At 62.7% G+C, this 14,423-nt stretch carries 15 protein-coding genes and 1 pseudogene; 12 read left to right on the top strand and 4 right to left on the bottom strand.

The window, feature by feature from the left end; genetic code table 11:
• The first annotated feature begins 110 nt into the window (after positions 1 to 110).
• A pseudogene (locus tag CIT31_RS17430) lies at positions 111 to 872 on the top strand (SOS response-associated peptidase).
• A 62-nt stretch (positions 873 to 934) separates the two neighbouring features.
• Here CIT31_RS17430 and CIT31_RS17425 read toward each other — a convergent pair.
• Positions 935 to 1,090, bottom strand: a complete 156-nt coding sequence (locus CIT31_RS17425; protein ID WP_082982528.1) for a hypothetical protein — start codon at positions 1,088 to 1,090, stop codon at positions 935 to 937.
• A gap of 389 nt (positions 1,091 to 1,479) precedes the next feature.
• Here CIT31_RS17425 and cysS point away from each other — a divergent pair, with 389 nt between their 5' ends.
• From cysS to rarD, 7 genes are read left to right on the top strand one after another with little or no spacing between them, the layout of a single operon-like run.
• The gene (cysS, locus tag CIT31_RS17420; RefSeq protein WP_095519634.1) at positions 1,480 to 2,952 is read left to right on the top strand and encodes a cysteine--tRNA ligase; all 1,473 of its coding nucleotides are present in this window, start codon (positions 1,480 to 1,482) and stop codon (positions 2,950 to 2,952) included.
• The gene (locus CIT31_RS17415; RefSeq protein ID WP_095519633.1) at positions 2,949 to 3,335 is read left to right on the top strand and encodes a VOC family protein; all 387 of its coding nucleotides are present in this window, start codon (positions 2,949 to 2,951) and stop codon (positions 3,333 to 3,335) included. Before cysS ends, CIT31_RS17415 begins: the two co-directional genes overlap by 4 nt.
• Before the next feature lie 4 nt (positions 3,336 to 3,339).
• Complete coding sequence (locus tag CIT31_RS17410) at positions 3,340 to 3,831, top strand: GFA family protein (protein ID WP_095519632.1); 492 nt, start codon at positions 3,340 to 3,342, stop codon at positions 3,829 to 3,831.
• Positions 3,828 to 4,304 (top strand): GFA family protein, encoded by a 477-nt coding sequence (locus CIT31_RS17405; protein ID WP_095519915.1) that lies wholly within the window; start codon positions 3,828 to 3,830, stop codon positions 4,302 to 4,304. The genes CIT31_RS17410 and CIT31_RS17405 overlap by 4 nt, the downstream gene beginning before the upstream one ends.
• Complete coding sequence (pip, locus tag CIT31_RS17400) at positions 4,301 to 5,257, top strand: prolyl aminopeptidase (RefSeq protein WP_095519631.1); 957 nt, start codon at positions 4,301 to 4,303, stop codon at positions 5,255 to 5,257. The genes CIT31_RS17405 and pip overlap by 4 nt, the downstream gene beginning before the upstream one ends.
• Before the next feature lie 2 nt (positions 5,258 to 5,259).
• Positions 5,260 to 6,903, top strand: a complete 1,644-nt coding sequence (gene cimA / locus CIT31_RS17395) for a citramalate synthase (RefSeq protein WP_095519914.1) — start codon at positions 5,260 to 5,262, stop codon at positions 6,901 to 6,903.
• A gap of 55 nt (positions 6,904 to 6,958) precedes the next feature.
• Positions 6,959 to 7,894: an EamA family transporter RarD gene (gene rarD / locus CIT31_RS17390; RefSeq protein ID WP_095519630.1), complete on the top strand. Its 936-nt coding sequence runs from the start codon at positions 6,959 to 6,961 to the stop codon at positions 7,892 to 7,894.
• Here the strand turns inward: rarD and CIT31_RS35200 are convergent.
• Positions 7,869 to 8,012, bottom strand: a complete 144-nt coding sequence (locus CIT31_RS35200; RefSeq protein WP_245316353.1) for a hypothetical protein — start codon at positions 8,010 to 8,012, stop codon at positions 7,869 to 7,871. The genes rarD and CIT31_RS35200 overlap by 26 nt on opposite strands.
• Before the next feature lie 11 nt (positions 8,013 to 8,023).
• Positions 8,024 to 8,359, bottom strand: a complete 336-nt coding sequence (locus CIT31_RS17385; protein WP_245316352.1) for a hypothetical protein — start codon at positions 8,357 to 8,359, stop codon at positions 8,024 to 8,026.
• Positions 8,360 to 8,465: 106 nt separating this feature from the next.
• Between CIT31_RS17385 and CIT31_RS17380 the strand changes: the two genes are divergently transcribed.
• Positions 8,466 to 9,818, top strand: coding sequence for a PQQ-dependent sugar dehydrogenase (locus CIT31_RS17380; RefSeq protein WP_095519629.1), 1,353 nt, complete (start codon positions 8,466 to 8,468; stop codon positions 9,816 to 9,818).
• 56 nt (positions 9,819 to 9,874) lie between these two features.
• Here CIT31_RS17380 and CIT31_RS17375 read toward each other — a convergent pair whose 3' ends face one another.
• The gene (locus CIT31_RS17375) at positions 9,875 to 10,486 is read right to left on the bottom strand and encodes an LOG family protein (protein WP_065009833.1); all 612 of its coding nucleotides are present in this window, start codon (positions 10,484 to 10,486) and stop codon (positions 9,875 to 9,877) included.
• A gap of 147 nt (positions 10,487 to 10,633) precedes the next feature.
• Here CIT31_RS17375 and CIT31_RS17370 point away from each other — a divergent pair, with 147 nt between their 5' ends.
• From CIT31_RS17370 to CIT31_RS17360, 3 genes are all read left to right on the top strand, one after another.
• Positions 10,634 to 12,043 carry a LysM peptidoglycan-binding domain-containing protein gene (locus CIT31_RS17370; RefSeq protein WP_095519628.1) on the top strand — a complete coding sequence of 470 codons (1,410 nt, stop codon included), beginning with the start codon at positions 10,634 to 10,636 and terminating at the stop codon, positions 12,041 to 12,043.
• Between the two features lie 63 nt (positions 12,044 to 12,106).
• Positions 12,107 to 12,433, top strand: a complete 327-nt coding sequence (locus CIT31_RS17365) for an ArsR/SmtB family transcription factor (protein WP_095519627.1) — start codon at positions 12,107 to 12,109, stop codon at positions 12,431 to 12,433.
• 101 nt (positions 12,434 to 12,534) lie between these two features.
• Positions 12,535 to 14,421, top strand: a complete 1,887-nt coding sequence (locus tag CIT31_RS17360; RefSeq protein WP_029354429.1) for an ABCB family ABC transporter ATP-binding protein/permease — start codon at positions 12,535 to 12,537, stop codon at positions 14,419 to 14,421.
• Positions 14,422 to 14,423: the final 2 nt, after the last annotated feature.

Raw genomic sequence — 14,423 nt, 5'->3', positions numbered from 1 at the left:
TCATTCGCTGCAGCCGGTTGTGGACCGGTCGGCGTGAAGAAGCATTAGCGGTTGCGCAACGCCAGTTCCATCGCCACCTTCACATCCGACCGTTTCAACGAGTTTCGCTTATGTGCGGACGCTTTGCCTTGACCGCCACGCCGGACCAGACTGCCGCTTTTCCCGGTCTGGCGGAGCTGGAGGATTTTCCGGCCCGTTACAACATCGCGCCGACGCAGCCGGTCCTGATGGCGATTGCAGGCTTGGCGCAGGCGCCAGGCTCGAACCAGCCCGACCGGCAGTCGATGTTGGTGCGGTTGGGGGCTGATCCCGGCCTGGGTGAAGGACACGCGTGAGTTTCCGCTGCTGTTCAACGCGCGCTCGGAGGGAGCAACGGAAAAGGCCTCGTTTCGCACCGCCATGCGCCATCGCCGCGCTTTGGTGCCGGCTTCCGGCTTCTACGAATGGCGTCAATCAGGCGGCAAGAGGGGGCAGCCCTATTGGGTGCGGCCGAGGCACGGCGGACTTGTCGCCTTCGCCGGGCTGATCGAGACCTATGCCGAGCCGGGCGGTTCCGAAATGGACACCGGCGCCATCCTGACCGTCAACGCCAATACCGACGTCGCCCATAGCCATGACCGGATGCCGGTAGTGATAGATCCGCAGGATTTCGCCCGCTGGCTGGATTGCCGCACCCTGGAGCCGCGCGACGGGGCGGACCTGCTCGGACCGGCACAGCTCGACTCCTTCGAGGCTTTCCCGGTTTCCGACCTCGTCAACGAGGTCGCCAACACCGGACCGGAGATTCAGAAAAGGGGCGTCGTGGGGGCGGAGCCCGAAAAGGCCAGGCGCCAGAATCCGGCGCGGACGACAGTCAGATGACCTTGTTCTAGCAGCTATTTTCCTGGCACATTCGGCGCCTCATTGCCGGCGCATGGCGTCGGCTGACGTCGCATCAGGCAGCGCGCGGCGATGTGATCTTTTGCGCCGGCTTTTTCTTCTTCGCGGTATGGAGAAGGGCGGCGACGATGGCGGCCGGGCCGATCGCCCGGTATTGGCTGGCGAGCGCCGGTTGCTTCGCGCTGCTGGAGTCCTGCTTGGTTCGGGGCATTTTTCTCTTCCCTGGTAACGTCTTCGTGTCCGCGTTTGCTGGTCGAATCCGACCAAATCGTGACATCTGGTGATCTAGCCGGCGAATGTTTCATGACTGTGCCGAGATGTTTAATAAAATGTTTCACTGCGTCATTACCTGTGATCCGGCGACTCTTTTGCCGAAAGTTGCGACTTGACGGCAACACTGGGTGAGGCGATAAAGCCGCTCATGAGAACGTCTTTCGCCATTTGTGGCATTTGCATTATTGGCTAGCTTCGCGCTGGTCCGGACGTTTTCGCCTATCTTCCTTCTAGAGTGGACAAACGCCCCGGCCAGCAGGCTGGTGCCTGATTTGCGTCTCAGCGCAAGTGGCCCCAACCAAAAGGTAACGCACCGGGAAGGCACGAATGTCTGACGCATCGAAGGGCCTGCGCCTCTACAACACGCTGACGCGGACGAAGGAGGATTTCTTCCCGATCGATCCGCGCAATGTGCGCATGTATGTCTGCGGCCCGACGGTCTACGACTTTGCCCATATCGGCAACGCGCGGCCAGTGATCGTCTTCGACGTGCTGTTCCGTCTGCTGCGCCATCTCTACGGGCAAGCGCACGTCACCTATGTGCGCAACATCACGGATGTCGACGACAAGATCAACGACCGCGCACTGCGCGATTTCGGCGGCGAAATTGCCTCGGGAAAGCTGTCGCTGAACGAGGCGATCCGGCGCGTCACCGAAAAAACCGCCGACCAGTTCCACAAGGATGTGGCGACGCTCGGCTGCCTGGAACCGACAGTCGAGCCGCGCGCCACCGAATTCGTCCAGCCGCGCGCCGATGGCAAAGTCGACATGATCTCCTTGATTCAACGGTTGATCGAACGCCGCCATGCTTATGTTGCGGCAGGCGAAGTTCTGTTCGACACGGCCTCGATGCCGGACTACGGCCAATTGTCGAATCGCAATCTCGACGAACAGCAGGCCGGCGCTCGCGTCGCCGTCGATCCCCACAAGAAGAACCCTGGCGATTTCGTGCTGTGGAAGCTGTCCTCGCCGGAAGAGCCGGGCTGGGACAGCCCGTGGGGCAGAGGCCGGCCGGGCTGGCACATTGAGTGCTCGGCGATGTCGGCCGCCTATCTCGGCGAGGTCTTCGACATCCATGGCGGCGGGCTCGACCTGATCTTCCCGCACCACGAAAACGAGATCGCCCAGTCGCGCTGCGCCCACGGCACTGACGTGATGGCCAAGGTATGGATGCACAACGGCTTCCTGCAGGTCGAGGGGCAGAAGATGTCCAAGAGCCTGGGCAACTTCTACTCGATCAACGAGTTGCTGGAGACGGATACCTTTGGCGGCCGCAAATGGCCGGGCGAGGTGCTCAGGCTGGCGATGCTGATGACGCATTATCGCGAGCCGATCGACTTTTCCGTGCGCAAGCTGGAAGAGGCGGAAAACACGCTGCGCAAATGGAAGCGGGCGGCGGATCTGGCACCGGCGGCGGCAAAGCAATTGCCGGTGGAAGTGGTGGAAGCCCTGTCGGACGATCTCGCAACCTATTCTGCGTTCCAGGTGCTGACGCAGTTGGCCGGTGAGGCTGTAGATTTCAGTGGTGCCGGTGGCGGCAAGGCTGCCGCAGCGGGCAACGATGCTGCCGCTTCGCTGAAGGCGGCGTTGCTGTTCCTCGGCTTCGACGTCACGCCGACCAAGGTCGATGAAGACGCGATCGCCAGGGCGATCGCCAAACGGCTCGCACTGATCGCCGCCGGATATTGGGCCGAGGCCGACCGCATCCGTGCCGACTTGCTGGCGCAAGGTATTCAGTTGAAGGACGGCAAAGACCCCGTCACCGGCGCCCGCATCACCACTTGGGAGGTAAAAAGATGATCGATCATCTTGGCATCACCGTTTCCGATTTCGACGCTTCCAAAGCGTTCTATGACAAGGCGATGGCGCCGCTCGGTGCCGCGCTCCTCTATATGGTGCCGCAGGAATATACCGGCGGCGCCAAGGTCGGCGGCTATGGCCGGGACCGGCCGGTGTTTTGGTTGCATCAAGGCAAGGACAAGCCGAAGGACCGTCAGCACGTCGCCTTCACTGCGCGCAGCCGCGCCGAGGTCGACGCCTTCTACACAGCCGCAATCGCCGCCGGCGGCAAGGACAATGGCGGGCCAGGCCTGCGTCCGCACTATCACGCGAACTACTATGGCGCCTTTGTCTTCGACCCCGACGGCAACAATATCGAAGCCGTCTGCCATGCCGCGGAGTGAAGCAATGAGTCTAGACAACAGACCGGTCTACACAGGCGGTTGCCAGTGCGGCGCCGTGCGCTTCCGGGTCGAAGGCGCGCTGGGTGATGCCTCCGTCTGCCATTGCCGCATGTGCCAGAAAGCAAGCGGCAATTTCTACCTGCCGCTGGTGTCCGTGCGTGGCGCAAAACTCGACTGGACGCGCGGCGAGCCCAAACGCTTCCGCTCGTCCAACGCCGCATTGCGCGGCTTCTGCGCCGATTGTGGCACCCCGCTGACCTTCGAGGCGCCCGAGGGTATCGCGCTCGCCATCGCCGCCTTCGACGCTCCGCAGGAGATCGCGCCCACCATCCAGTGGGGTACCGAAGCAAAGCTCCCCTACGTCGACCGCATCCACACATTGCCCGGCGAGGACACGATGGCCGATATCTCGTCAGCCTCCTATCTCGCCGATCTCGTCTCCTACCAGCATCCCGACCACGACACCGAACAATGGCCGCCGGAGGAAAGATCATGACCGAAACCGTTCGAACCGGCGGCTGCCAGTGCGGCGCCGTGCGTTTCCGCATCCGTGGGGCGCTTGGGCGCCCGTCCATCTGCCATTGCCGTATGTGCCAGAAGCAGTTTGGTTCCTTCTTCGGCGCACTGGTGACGGTGCCCAAGGACGGCGTCGAATGGGTCCGTGAGGAGCCGAGCTATTTTCAGTCGTCGGTCAATATCGATCGCGGGTTCTGCGCCCGCTGCGGCACGCCGCTGACCTATCGGCAGCCCGGCGGGCTTGAGATCGCCATCGGCGCTTTTGACGATCGCTCCGACCTCGCGCCGCAGATACAGGTCAACTACGCCGCGCGGCTGCCCTGGGTGGAGAAGATCTTCGAGGCGCCGATCCATGACGATCCTGACTACTACACCCGGCAGGAACAGATCATCTCCTTCCAGCATCCGGATCACGAGACGGCCAACTGGCCGCAGCAGGGCCTGAAATTATGAGCAGTGAACTCCGCACCCTCTACCCAGAGATCGAGGCTTTTGAGTCAGGCATGCTCAATGTCGGCGACGGCCATCAGGTCTATTGGGAGCGGTCCGGCACCAGGGGTGCCAAGCCGGCTGTGTTCCTGCATGGCGGACCGGGCGGCACCATCTCGCCAAAGCACCGGCGACTGTTCGATCCGAAGCTTTACGATGTCATACTGTTCCATCAGCGCGGCTGCGGAAAGTCGACGCCCAACGCCTCGCTCGAGGCCAACACCACCTGGCATCTGGTCGCCGACATCGAGCGCCTGCGCGACATGTGCGGCTTCGACAAATGGCTGGTGTTCGGCGGTTCGTGGGGATCGACACTGGCGCTGGCCTATGCCGAGACACACCCCGAACATGTGAGCGAGCTGGTCGTGCGCGGCATCTATACGCTGACGCGTGCGGAACTCGAATGGTATTACCAGTTTGGCGTCTCCGAAATGTTCCCCGACAAATGGGAGCGCTTCCTGGCGCCGATCCCCGAGGCCGAGCGCGGCGACATGATGGCCGCCTATCGCAAGCGGCTGGTCGGCAGCGACCGCAAGGCGCAGGTCGAGGCCGCCCGCGCCTGGAGCCTGTGGGAGGGCGAGACGATCACGCTATTGCCCGATCCGGAAACCAGCAGCCGGTTTAGCGAAGACGACTATGCCGTGGCCTTCGCCCGCATCGAGAACCACTATTTCGTCCATGCCGGCTGGCTGGAGGAAGGGCAACTGCTGCGTGATGCCTTCAAGTTGAAGGACATCCCCGGCACCATCGTTCATGGCCGCTACGACATGCCGTGCCCGGCGCGCTATGCCTGGGCGCTGCACAAGGCGTGGCCGAAAGCGGATTTCCACCTGATCGAGGGCGCCGGCCATGCCTATTCGGAGCCGGGCATCCTCGACCGGTTGATCCGGGCGACGGATCGGTTTGCGGGGAAATGATCATGGGCCGCGAGCGCCTCTATCTCTTCGACACGACACTGCGTGATGGCCAGCAAACACCGGGTACCGACTTTTCAGTCGAGGACAAGATCGCCATCGCCGGGCTGCTCGACGAGTTCGGCATGGACTATGTCGAGGGCGGCTATCCCGGCGCCAACCCGACCGACACCGCCTTCTTCGCCGAGCCCCGCACGGCCAGTGCCAATTTCGTCGCCTTCGGCATGACCAAGCGGGCTGGGGTCTCGGCTTCGAACGATCCAGGCCTTGCCGCATTGGTCCAGTCGAAGTCGGACGCCATTTGCTTTGTAGCCAAGAGCTGGGACTACCATGTCCGCATCGCGCTGGGCTGCACGAACGAGGAAAACCTCGAAGCGATCAAGGCCTCGGTCGAAGCGGCGATTGCCTCGGCCAAGGAAGCACTGGTTGATTGCGAGCATTTCTTCGACGGCTTCAAGGCCAATCCCGATTATGCGCTGGCCTGCGCTAGGACCGCCTACGACGCCGGCGCGCGCTGGGTGGTGCTGTGCGACACCAATGGCGGCACGCAGCCGTCGGAAGTGCGCGCCATCGTCGAGAAGGTCATCGCCTCAGGCATTCCCGGAGACCATCTCGGCATTCATGCCCATGACGACACCGGCCAGGCGGTGGCGAATTCGCTGGCCGCCGTCGAGGCCGGTGTGCGCCAGATCCAGGGCACGCTGAACGGAATCGGCGAGCGCTGCGGCAACGCCAATCTGATCTCGATCGTGCCGACGCTGGCGCTGAAGCCGGCCTTTTCCAACCGCTTCGAGACAGGCATTTCGGCCGAAGCGTTGGCCGGAATATCGCGCCTTTCCCGGGCCTTTGACGAATTGCTGAACCGCGCGCCGGAAGCGCAGGCGCCCTATGTCGGCGCTTCCGCCTTCGCCACCAAGGCCGGCATCCATGCCTCGGCGCTGGCCAAGGAGCCGGCCACCTACGAGCATGTGCCGCCGGAAGCGGTCGGCAATCGCCGCCGCGTCATGGTCTCGGACCAGGGCGGCAAGGCCAATTTCCTCGCCGAGCTGAAACGACGCGGCATCGACATGCCCCGGGACGACCACCGGCTCGACGCACTGATCGCTGTGGTCAAGGAGCGCGAGGCCGAAGGCTATGCCTATGAGGGCGCCGATGCTAGCTTCGAGCTTCTGGCGCGCAAGATGCTGCACGGCCTGCCGGAATTCTTCAGCGTCACCTCGTTTCGCTGCATGGTCGAGCGCCGCTTCGACGCCAACGGCCAGCTGAAGACGGTCTCGGAGGCGATCGTCAAGGTGATGGTCGACGGCGAGGAGAAGATGTCGGTGGCCGAAGGACACGGCCCGGTCAATGCGCTCGACATCGCGCTGCGCAAGGATCTCGGAAAATTCCAGAACGAGATCGCCGACCTCGAACTTGCCGACTTCAAGGTGCGTATCCTCAATGGTGGCACCGAGGCGATCACCCGCGTGCTGATCGAATCGCATGACGCAACCGGCGCCCGCTGGTGGACGGTCGGCGTCTCAGAAAACATCATCGACGCCTCGTTCCAGGCGCTGATGGATTCGATCGTCTACAAGCTGATGAAGAACCGCGAGATGGCCGGGCTGGTCGCGCGGAGTAGGATTGAACCATCAGCGAAAGTCCATTGATCCATCAGAACTTTGCGATGGTCTTGGCCCGGCGGCTGGCGCATAGCGTTGGGCCATGCCCACGCAAGCAATCCAGCTCGAAGCAGACTCAAAGGCCCGGCGTGGCTTTCTGTTGGCCCTGGGCGCCTATCTCCTGTGGGGGCTGCTGCCCTTTTACATGAAGGCTGTCGCGCATCTGCCGCTGGCCGAAGTCATCGCGCACCGCATCGTCTGGTCGGTGCCGATCGCGGCGGCCGTTTTGATCTGGGCCGGACGCACGGCGGATTTCAAAGCGGCGTTACGTTCGCCGCGCATCATTTCGATGGCGGCGCTGACGGCGGCGCTGATTTCGGTTAACTGGGGCATCTATGTCTGGGCGATTGCGGTCGACCGCACCATCGAGACCGCGCTTGGTTATTACATCAACCCGCTTGTCAGCGTCGTTGTCGGTGCGCTGCTGCTTGGCGAGCGGCTCGACAGGCTGCAAATCGCGGCGGTGCTGCTGGCGGCCATTGCGGTCGCGGTGCTGACGATCGACGCCGGCAAGCTGCCCTGGGTGTCTCTGGTGCTGGCGTTTTCCTTTGCCGCCTATGCCTTTTTCCGCAAGACGCTGCCAATCGGTCCCAGCCAGGGCTTTTTGCTCGAGGTGCTGTTACTGTCGGTGCCGGCGCTCGGCTACATCATCTTGCTCATCGTCACAGGGCAGGACCATTTCGTCTCCAGTTCCCTGAACGATACCGCATTGCTGATCGGCTGCGGCCCGGTCACCGCCATACCGCTGCTGCTGTTTGCCTTCGGGGCCAAGCTGTTGCGTCTCTCCACAATCGGCATCATGCAGTATATCGCGCCGACCATTGTATTTCTGATCGCCGTGCTGATTTTCGGCGAACCCTTCGGCAGCACCCAGGCCATCGCCTTCGGCCTGATCTGGACGGCACTGGCGATCTATTCCTGGTCGATGTTTTCTTCGGCGCGCAAGGCCGGCGCTACACCCCGCGCCCCAGCCGCCTGACGAACAGATAGACGACCGCCGCGACGCCATGCGTCGCAGACGATGCGGTCCTCGATGCGTCGAGCGTATCGCCCAGGCTCCCGAGTTCCGTCGCCATGCCGTCGAGCGACTGGCCCATGACAGCCTCGATCAGCTCTGCCGAAGAGCGGAACTTTGCGCGAACCGTTGTCGATCGCCTTGCGGATATTGTCGACCGACCGTAGCGGTTGCTTGCGGCCGCCGATCAGCATCGTGTCGTTGAAGGCGAAACGGAAATGGCCGAGCCCGCGCCTTGGCGGTGAAGTGATAGACGAAGAACAGCCCGTGCTCGTCTGGCAGATAAGGCGACAGGTCGCTGCCTTCCGGGTTGAGAGTGATGTTCATGGTCGCGTCGCCAGTGTCTCGAATATGCCGCCGCGCGGCGGGGACCAGACTGTGATCACTAGCACGGGCGAACCGGTTTCGTGTGACGGTTTTGATGGTCATCCGAGGCGCACCTACGAACGCCGTTATTGGAGCCAGTTTGGAATAATACGTCGTTGACTCGCGTTTGCGTAAAGAGCACGACGCAAATCTGTGCGGAGGACGTCCGATGCATGCCGGCTTCCCTCGAAGCGTACTCATAGCTGTATTGGGAGCCGTCATGGCGAGCTGCGCTGGCATTTCGGCGCAGAAAACGGGGGCAATGACCGGCTATGGCCCCAACCCCACTTTACCGAAACCAAGACCGACGCTGATCCCGACCGTCAACATCGCCGAGGCGAAGGGCTGGCAGAAAGGTGGCATGCCAACCCCGGCTCGGGGGCTGATGGTGAACGCCTTCGCCACCGGCCTCGACCATCCGCGCTGGCTGCACGTGCTTCCGAACGGCGACGTGCTGGTAGCCGAAACCAATGCTCCTGCCAAGGATGACCAAGGCTTCAGCCTTAGAAAGGTCTTCATGGACCTGGCTATGAAGCGCGCCGGCGCCGCGACCAAAAGCGCCAACCGCATCACGCTCCTGCGCGACACCAATGGCGACGGAATTGCGGATGTGCGCATGACGTTCGCGGAAGGCCTCAATTCACCCTTTGGTATGACGCTTTCCAAAGGCAAGCTCTATGTCGCGAATACCGACGCCCTCATCGCTTTCCCCTACTCCAATGGCCAGACCCGAGTCACAACGCCGCCGGAAAAGATCGTCGACTTACCGGCCGGAGATATCAACCATCATTGGACCAAGGACGTGATCGCAAGTCCGGATGGACGCAAGCTCTATGTCACCGTCGGCTCCAACAGCAATGTTGGAGAAAATGGCATGGCCGCGGAGAAGAATCGCGCCGCCGTCCTTGAAGTGGACCGGTCGACCCGCCGCACCCGGGTCTTCGCGTCAGGGCTGCGCAACCCGAACGGGCTGTCCTGGAACCCTGAAACTGGCGAGCTTTGGGTCGCCGTGAATGAGCGGGACGAGATCGGCGACGATCTCGTCCCGGATTACATGACCTCGGTTCGTGACGGCGCTTTTTACGGCTGGCCCTACAGCTATTTCGGGCAGAACATCGACGAACGCGTCAAGCCCCAGCGCCCCGATCTCGTGGCGAGGGCGGTCAAGCCCGATTATGCGCTGGGTTCCCATACCGCCTCGCTGGGACTGACCTTCTCCAAAGGCACCTCGCTCGGCCCGGCCTACGGCAACGGCGCCTTCGTCGGCCAGCATGGCTCGTGGAATAGAAGCGTGTTCAGCGGTTACAAGGTGATCTTCGTGCCGTTCCGCGATGGTAAACCGAGCGGTCCTCCAAAAGATGTGCTCGCTGGCTTTATCGGGCGTGATAGTAAGGCGATGGGCCGTCCGGTCGGCGTTGCTATCGATCGGACCGGCGCACTGCTCGTCGCCGACGATGTCGGCAATGTCATCTGGCGGGTCCGCCGGGCAAGTCGCCGACTTGCGGGGGGAGTAGGGGAGTAGGATCGCGCTTCATAAGCGCGGCATTCACTACCTGCTGCCCTACTGCCTTTACTCCCCTAAAGCTTGTCGATTACCGACTGCACACCATCGGTCGGTGCGTCGACCGATGATCCGGCGACTATGATGGCGGCGACGATCGCTTCCGGATCGTCGACCACCAGCGGCTTGACCCGCTGCGCGGTGTGGATGAAGCCTTCGGCCATCATATGGTCGAGCAGCGCCAGCATCGGGTCCCAGAATCCCCCGACGTTGCCGAAGACGATCGGTTTGCGATGATGGCCGAGCTGGCCCCAGGTCATGATCTCGATGATTTCCTCGACCGTGCCGATGCCGCCCGGCAGCGCCACAAAGGCGTCGGATTTCTCGAACATCGTATGTTTACGCTCGTGCATGTTGTCGGTGATCACGAGCTCGTCGAGCCGGTTAAGCGCGGTTTCGGTGGCCTCCCTGTTGATCAGGAAGCGCGGAATGATGCCCGTCACCTTTCCGCCGGCCCGCAACGCCCCTTCGGCAACGGCTCCCATGATGCCTCTGGTGCCGCCGCCATAGATCAGACGCAGGCCGGACTTGGCGATCGAACGCCCAAGCAGGTGTCCGGCCTTGGCATAGGTTTCATCGCGGCCTGGAGACGAGCCGCAATAGACGCAGATGGATCGAATCGTGTTCATGAGATGATTGGTGATTGGGTCTTTATTCGCGGTCAAGCCCGGGCGGGCTTTTTCTTGCTGGCCTCCTTTTTCTTGTCGGCCCCCTTTTTCTTGTCGGTTTGGGCAAAACAGGCTAGACCGGCATTAGGTGGCTAAGGGCAGGGAAATATGACAATTAATCCAGTAAAGGCGCTTTTGTTCGCCGTCGGCGGCTCCGTCGCCGCGGCGGGAACCGCCTATGTGTCGGGCGCGCTCGACCCGTATCTCAATCGCGCGCCACCGGCGGAAGTGGCATCGCTGACGCCGCCGGCGGAGAAGCCGGCCGAGCCGGGGACCGATGGATCGGTTTCGCCCGCGCCGGCCACAGATGCGAGGGCACCGGCAGCGCCGGCCACGGCCGATGCGATCGCGCCGACCTTCGATATTGTTCGGGTCGAAATCAAGGGCTCTATCGTCGTCGCCGGCAATGCCGCACCCAACGCCAAGGTCGAGATTCTCAACGGTTCGACGGTTCTCGGCTCGACGGTCGCCGGCGCCGATGGTGCTTTTGCCATCGTTCTCGACGATCCGCTGAAACCCGGCGATTACACGATCGCGCTGCGCTCAATGACCGGCAATGTCGTGACCCCCTCGGCGCAGACAGCCGTCGTCTCGATTCCCCAGAGTGCTGCTGGCCAGGTGCTGGCGATGATCGAGGAGCCGGGCAAGGCCTCCGAATTGCTCACCGTTCCTACACCCGAGAAGAAGCCTGAAGCGCCTGTTGGCGACAAGGCGGCCGCCCCGGCTGCCGAGGACTCCGCTGCCGGGGACCCCGCTGCCGCAGCACCGGCCCCAGGCGCACCGGCTGCCACGGCGCCGGCCACTGCCGAAGTCGCCCCCGCGCCGGCTCCGGACATGCCTGTCGCACCGGCGACACCAGCTGCAGGGCCAAAGATCGTCGTCGAAGCCATCGAGATCGACGGTAACAAGATCTTCGTCGCCGGGCTCGCCGATCCCGGCCGCAAGGTGCGCGCCTATGCCAACGATATCTTGCTCGGCGACGCGAAAACTTCGCCCGACGGCCACTTCCTGGTCGAGGCGACGCGCAGCATTCCCGTTGGCACCTACACCATCCATGTCGACGCACTCGATGCCGACGGGGCAAAGGTACTGGCCCGCGCCGCCGTGCCGTTCGAGCGCGAGCCGGGCGAGTCGGTCGCCGCCGTGGCGCCCGCCGAGCAGAAGCCTGCCACGCCATCCTCCGCCGCTGGCGCGCCTGCTGCAATCGGAGCCGAAGCGCCCGCAGTTGCCGCCACATCGGCTGAAATTCCCGAGACCGCGGCGCCGAAGCTCGAACACGCCGACAGCGCCGTTATTATCCGCCGCCACGATACGCTGTGGCAGATCTCGCGGCGCGTCTATGGCCAAGGCGTGCGCTATTCGACCATCTACCTCGCCAATCAGGATCAGATCAGGAATCCCGACCGCATCTGGCCGGGGCAGGTGTTCAAGGTCCCGGAAAAATCGCAGGAAGGCGAAGCCGCCAACCTCAAGGCGATGGGCGACCAGATGACGACTGCCCCGACGAAGGCTGATTAGAAATCTTTTTCTTCTTTCCGCCCTCTTGCGGAAAGCTCGTTCATCGTCTATCGCCGATAAACGATGAATGCTCCCTTGACCGAAAAGACTTGCGGCTTCGCCGACAGCCAGTCCGTGGCCGCGAAGCTCGCCGCGCTTTCGCATCCGGCCCGGATCGAGATCCTCAGGCACCTTTCGGCCAGCCGCTCCTGCTGCTGCCGGGAGGTCGTCGACCATCTCGACCTGGCGCAGTCCACGGTTTCACAGCACCTGAGGGTATTGGTCGACGCCGGGCTCGTCCGCTACAAGCCGGACCGGCAACGCTCGCGCTATGAAGTCGACAGCGATGCGCTCGCCAATGTTTCCGCATCGCTGGCCGCGCTCGTCACTTCGTGCTGCTCCGGCCGCTAGATCATGGTCCCGAATCGAAGGACCGCGTCAGCGAAAAGTGGAGGCCAGTTTTCGGAAGAGATGGCGGTCAAGCAGTAAGATATAAGAAAAAGGCGATAAAAATGGCCGAAAAAACCGTTTCCGCTGAATCCGGTTCGACCTTCAAGACATTGCGCAATCTTTGGCCATACATGTGGCCGGCCGACCGTGGTGACCTCAGGGCACGGGTGGTGTGGGCGACCGTGCTTTTGGTCGTCGCCAAGCTGACACTGGTTGCCGGCCCCTATTTCTTCAAATGGGCAACCGATGCGCTGGCTGGTGACGCCAAGTCGGTGCCGCCGCTGCCGGCTTTCCTGCTGGCGCCGGTCATGCTGGTCATCGCCTATAATGTCGTGCGGCTGGTGCAACTCGGTTTCAACCAGTTGCGCGACGCGCTGTTTGCCCGCGTCGGACAGTATGCGGTGCGCCAGCTCGCCTTCCGCACGTTCATCCACATGCATCAACTGTCGCTGCGCTTCCATCTCGAGCGCCGCACTGGCGGCCTGTCGCGCATCATCGAGCGCGGAACCAAGGGCATCGAGACGATCGTCCGCTTCACCGTGCTCAACACCTTGCCGACCATCCTCGAATTCGCGCTGACAGCGGGCATCTTCGCCGTCACCTATGGATGGAAATACGTGGCTGTGGTGGCGGTGACGGTCTGGCTCTACATCTGGTTCACCATCAGGGCGAGCGACTGGCGCATCGTCATTCGCCGCGACATGAACGACAGCGACACCGACGCCAGCACCAAGGCGATCGACTCGCTGCTCAATTTCGAGACGGTTAAATATTTCAACAACGAGAGCATGGAAGCCGAGCGCTTCGATCGTTCAATGGCGCGCTACGAAGCCGCCGCCACCAGGATATGGACCTCGCTCGGCTGGCTGAACTTCGGCCAGGGCGTCATCTTCGGTCTCGGCACGGTTATCGTCATGTGCCTTTCGGCGCTAGAGGTGCAGGCTGGTACGCAGACGGTTGGCGACTTCGTCTTCATTAACGCCATGCTAATCCAGCTTTCGGTCCCACTCAACTTTATCGGCTTCATCTATCGCGAAATCCGCCAGGGCCTGACCGACATCGAGCAGATGTTCGATCTGCTCGATGTGCCGCAGGAGATCGTCGACAAGCCGGGTGCCAAGCCGCTGGTCGTCGGCGCCGGCAAGGTCGAGTTCCGCGACGTGCACTTTTCCTACGATCCCAACCGCAAGATCCTGAAAGGCATCAGCTTCGAAGTGCCGGCCGGCAAGACGGTTGCCATTGTCGGGCCATCGGGCGCCGGCAAGTCGACCATTTCGCGGCTCCTGTTCCGCTTTTACGACATCCAGGGCGGCAAGATTCTGATCGATGGCCAGGACATTCGCGACGTGACGCAGGAGAGCCTGCGCGCGGCGATCGGCATGGTGCCGCAGGATACCGTGCTGTTCAACGACACCATCGCCTACAACATCCGCTACGGCCGCGTCGATGCCAGCGAGGAGGATGTGCGCAAGGCGGCAGAACTCGCTCAGATCGGGCCGTTCATCGAACGTCTGCCCGACGGCTACCGGTCGATGGTCGGCGAGCGTGGGCTGAAACTGTCCGGTGGCGAGAAGCAGCGTGTGGCGATCGCCCGCACCATTTTGAAGGCGCCGCCGATCCTGATGCTCGACGAGGCGACCTCGGCTCTCGACAGCCATACCGAACAGGAGATCCAGGCGGCGCTCGATCTCGTCAGTAAGGGCCGCACGACCATCGTCATCGCCCATCGGCTGTCGACGGTGATTTCGGCCGACGAGATCATCGTGCTGCAGGACGGCCAGATCGCCGAGCGCGGCACGCATGCCGCCTTGATGCGCAAGGCTGGTCTGTACGCGTCGATGTGGGACCGCCAGCGTGAGGCAACCGAGGCCGAGGAGCGGCTGCGCATTGCTCGCGAGCGCGACGAGTTCGGCGTCGTTGTCCGCCGCCGCCCCTCCGAGGTGTCGTAGCC

It is taken from the genome of Mesorhizobium wenxiniae (genome assembly GCF_002284535.1).
GTDB classification, from domain to species: domain Bacteria; phylum Pseudomonadota; class Alphaproteobacteria; order Rhizobiales; family Rhizobiaceae; genus Mesorhizobium; species Mesorhizobium wenxiniae.
The sequence above is the reverse complement of the archived record's forward strand: the minus strand, read 5'-3'. Positions and strand labels throughout refer to the sequence as shown.